Genomic DNA, 3,308 nt, shown 5'->3' on the forward strand with positions numbered 1-3,308 from the left:
TGGCGGTGCAGACAGCGTGTCGCAGGGCCGAGCGCGCCGCGCATGATCAGCCACATCACCATCTCGATCCCCTCCGAGCCTGTCTCGCGCAGGTACTCGATATGCGGAATGTTCCGCGCCGCGTCGGAATCGCCAATCATGGCGTCGAGGAACCGGTTGTCCCACTCGGCGTTGATCAGCCCCGCCCGCGGCCCCTGGAGCTGATGGCTCATGCCGCCGGTGCCCCAGACCTGCACGTTGAGATCCTCGGGGAAGCTCGCGATGGCACGCCGTATCGCCTCGCCCAGCAGCCAGCACCGATTGCCGGAGGGCACGGGATAGGTCACGACATTGACCGCCAGCGGAATGACTCGGGCGGGCCACGCCGCTGGTGCGCCATAGACCATGGTGAGCGGCACGGTAAGCCCGTGATCGACATCCATCTCGTTGATGATGGTCATGTCGAAATCATCCAGGATCAAGCTTTGCGCGATATGCCAGGCAAGGTCCGGATGGCCGATCACGTCCGGCACCGGCCGCGGTCCCCAACCCTCGTCGGCCGGCTTGTAGCGCTCACCGCAGCCGATCGCGAAGGTCGGGATCAACTTCATGTCGAAGGCCGAAGCGTGATCGTTGTAGACCAGCACGATGACGTCCGGCTTCTGCTCTGTCTGCCAGCGCTTGGTCCACTCATAGCCATCGAAGATCGGCTTGAAATAGACGTCCTGGGTCTTGCCCTGATCCGCCGCCACGCCGAGCAGCGGCACGTGGCTGGTCGCGATGCCGGCGGTGATGCGTGCCATCAACGCTTCTCCCTGATCGAACGCACGCCTTCGGGCGAGCGTCCGCCCGCGTTCATCATCGCCTGGTACTGCTCGACGCTCATTCCGGTCATCGTCGACACCGCCTGCAGAAAGCTGAGCCCATCGGTGGAGAAAACCTTGGCAAGGAAGTAGATGTTGCCGCCGAGGTCGAGCAGCCGGTTGTAGTCGCGCGCCAGCACCGCCTGTTTCTGCTCCTCTGTCATCGGCCATTCCGCGAGATAGGCGCGCTCGTCCGCCTTCCAGCGCTTCCGGTTCTCTTCCTTCATCAGGCTCATCGCGAACTGGTTGAGGTAATAGCCCTTGCGCGCCCGGGCCGCGGTGTAGACGCGCGTGCCAGGAATATCGTCGAACTCCGCGAGATAGTCGCCGACATCCGGATGCGAGCCGGATTGCTCGGTGCTCATAGCCCGCGCGCCCTAAGCTTCGCGTCGAGGCGCGGGAATACCCGCCGCGCATTGCCCTCGAAGATCGCGTGGCGCTGCTCCGGCGTGATCGGCAGCGCATCGATATAGCGCTTGGTATCGTCGAAATAATGTCCGGTAGTGGGGTCGATACCGCGCACCGCGCCAACCATCTCGGAACCGAACAGAATGTTCTTGGTCTCGATGACCCGCGCCAGCAGGTCAACACCCGGCTGGTGATAGACGCAGGTGTCGAAGAACACGTTGTTCATCAGGTGTGTTCCAAGCTCAGGCTTCTTGAGCATGTCGGCCAGCCCCCGATAGCGGCCCCAATGATAGGGCACCGCGCCGCCGCCATGCGGGATGATGAAGCGCAGCTTGGGGAAGCGCGCGAACAGATCTCCCTCGATAAGCTGCATGAAGGCAATCGTATCGGCTGCGATATAGAAGGCGCCGGTCGCATGCATGCCGGGATTGCACGAGCCTGAGACATGGATCATCGCCGGTACATCGAGTTCCACCATCGTCTCGTAGATCGGGAACCAGTAGGGGTCGGTCAGCGGCGGATGCGCAAAGTGTCCGCCACCCGGATCGGGATTGAGGTTGCAGCCAATGAACCCGAGCTGCTCCACGCAGCGGCGCAGTTCCTTCACCGTCGCGGTGAGGTCGCTGTTCGGGTTCTGCGGCAACTGGCAGACACCGACGAATGTCTCGGGAAACAGCCCAACGACACGAGCGATGAGGTCGTTGCACGCCCGCGACCATGCCTCGCTCGTCGCCTGGTCGCCGACATGGTGCTCCATCGTGCTGGCGCGCGGCGAGAAGATGGTCATGTCCGCCCCGCGCTCGCGGATCAGGCGCAGCTGGTTCTTCTCAATGCTCTCGCGGATCTCGTCGTCCGAAATCGCGGGATAGGGAGGCGTCGCCTGGCCCGCCTTGAACGCGGATTTCTGTGCCTCACGCCATTTGTTATGCGCCTCGGGCACAGTCGTGTAGTGGCCATGGCAATCGATGACGAGCGTCACGACGAAATTCCCTCCCTCATTCAACAACGCCGCCTGCCGGGCCGATCCCATGGGGCGAACCGCAGCCGGTGTTTAGCGAGCCTGCCGCCGCCGCGCCATCCCGGCGAGACGTGGCGCGCTGGCGACCGCCGTGCCCGCGACCGTCGCCCGAGAGCCGTCAGAACCAGCGGCGGAACATAGGCTTTCGCCATTTCCGGTTCAAATCGTGCGGGTCCATGGCGATCGCTTGATCCACGTCAAGGCGGCGAGGCGCGCGCTGTCGTCTTCAGCATGCCGCAGCAAGGGAGAGCGATCCATGCCGAGTCAGGCAAGCCAGGTTGGCCGACCCGCGCCGATCCCCGGCACCACGTCCTTCGACGGCGAGGCGGCGCGCAAGGGTTATCAGCTCAATGCCATGTGCTTCTCGTTCAACCGCAAGGAAAACCGCGACGCCTTCCTCGCCGACGAGGAAGCCTACTGCCAGCGCTTCCACCTCACTCCGGCGCAGCGCGCGGCCGTGGCGAAGCGCGATGTGCTCGGCATGATCGCTGAGGGCGGCAACATCTACTACCTTGCCAAGCTCGCCGGCATTTTCGGGCTCAGTGTCCAGGATGTCGGCGCCCTGCAAACCGGCCGCAGCGTCGATGAGTTCAAGCAATACCTGCTCCAGCAGGCACAGCAGGACCAGGCCAGACAGACCCCGGCAAAGGAGGCATAGGATGGCCGCGATCGTCGGTGGCTATTTCACCAGCCACGTTCCCGCCATCGGTGGCGCTATCCACCGCGGCGACCAGGAGGCGCCTTACTGGAAGCCTTTCTTCGACGGCTTCCCCAAAGTGCATGAGTGGCTGGCGCGGATGCACCCGGATGTCGCCGTGGTTTTCTCCAACGACCACGGTCTCAACTTCTTCCTCGACAAGATGCCGACGTTCGCGGTCGGCGCCGCGGCGGAATACCGCAACGAGGACGAGGGCTGGGGCCTGCCGGTCTACAAGCCTTTCCGCGGCTATCCGGAGCTGAGCTGGCACGTGATCGAGCAACTTGTGGCAGACGAGTTCGACCCCGTTACCTGCCAGGAGATGCTCGTCGATCACGCGATC

General features: G+C 63.7%; 4 protein-coding genes and 1 pseudogene. 2 read left to right on the plus strand and 3 right to left on the minus strand.

All coding sequences use genetic code 11. The annotated features are described in order from the left end of the window. The 3 genes from NEZ08_RS08245 to NEZ08_RS08255 form a co-directional block, all read right to left on the minus strand. Positions 1-782 (minus strand): class III extradiol dioxygenase subunit beta (locus NEZ08_RS08245; protein ID WP_298106119.1); only part of this gene is annotated, 782 nt, incomplete at its 3' end. Further along, positions 782-1,207, minus strand: coding sequence for a protocatechuate 4,5-dioxygenase subunit alpha (ligA, locus tag NEZ08_RS08250; RefSeq protein WP_298106120.1), 426 nt, complete (start codon positions 1,205-1,207; stop codon positions 782-784). The genes ligA and NEZ08_RS08245, both read right to left, overlap by 1 nt. Beyond that, on the minus strand, positions 1,204-2,229 hold the full coding sequence (locus tag NEZ08_RS08255) for an amidohydrolase family protein (RefSeq protein ID WP_298106121.1): 1,026 nt from the start codon (positions 2,227-2,229) through the stop codon (positions 1,204-1,206). Before NEZ08_RS08255 ends, ligA begins: the two co-directional genes overlap by 4 nt. Before the next feature lie 295 nt (positions 2,230-2,524). Here NEZ08_RS08255 and NEZ08_RS08260 point away from each other — a divergent pair, with 295 nt between their 5' ends. Then, positions 2,525-2,926, plus strand: a complete 402-nt coding sequence (locus tag NEZ08_RS08260) for a protocatechuate 4,5-dioxygenase subunit alpha (RefSeq protein WP_298106122.1) — start codon at positions 2,525-2,527, stop codon at positions 2,924-2,926. A gap of 1 nt (position 2,927) precedes the next feature. Further along, positions 2,928-3,308 (plus strand): annotated as a pseudogene (locus NEZ08_RS08265) (protocatechuate 3,4-dioxygenase); the annotation flags it as partial.

The sequence above is a fragment of the Bradyrhizobium sp. genome, from assembly GCF_027451485.1.
GTDB lineage: Bacteria > Pseudomonadota > Alphaproteobacteria > Rhizobiales > Xanthobacteraceae > Bradyrhizobium.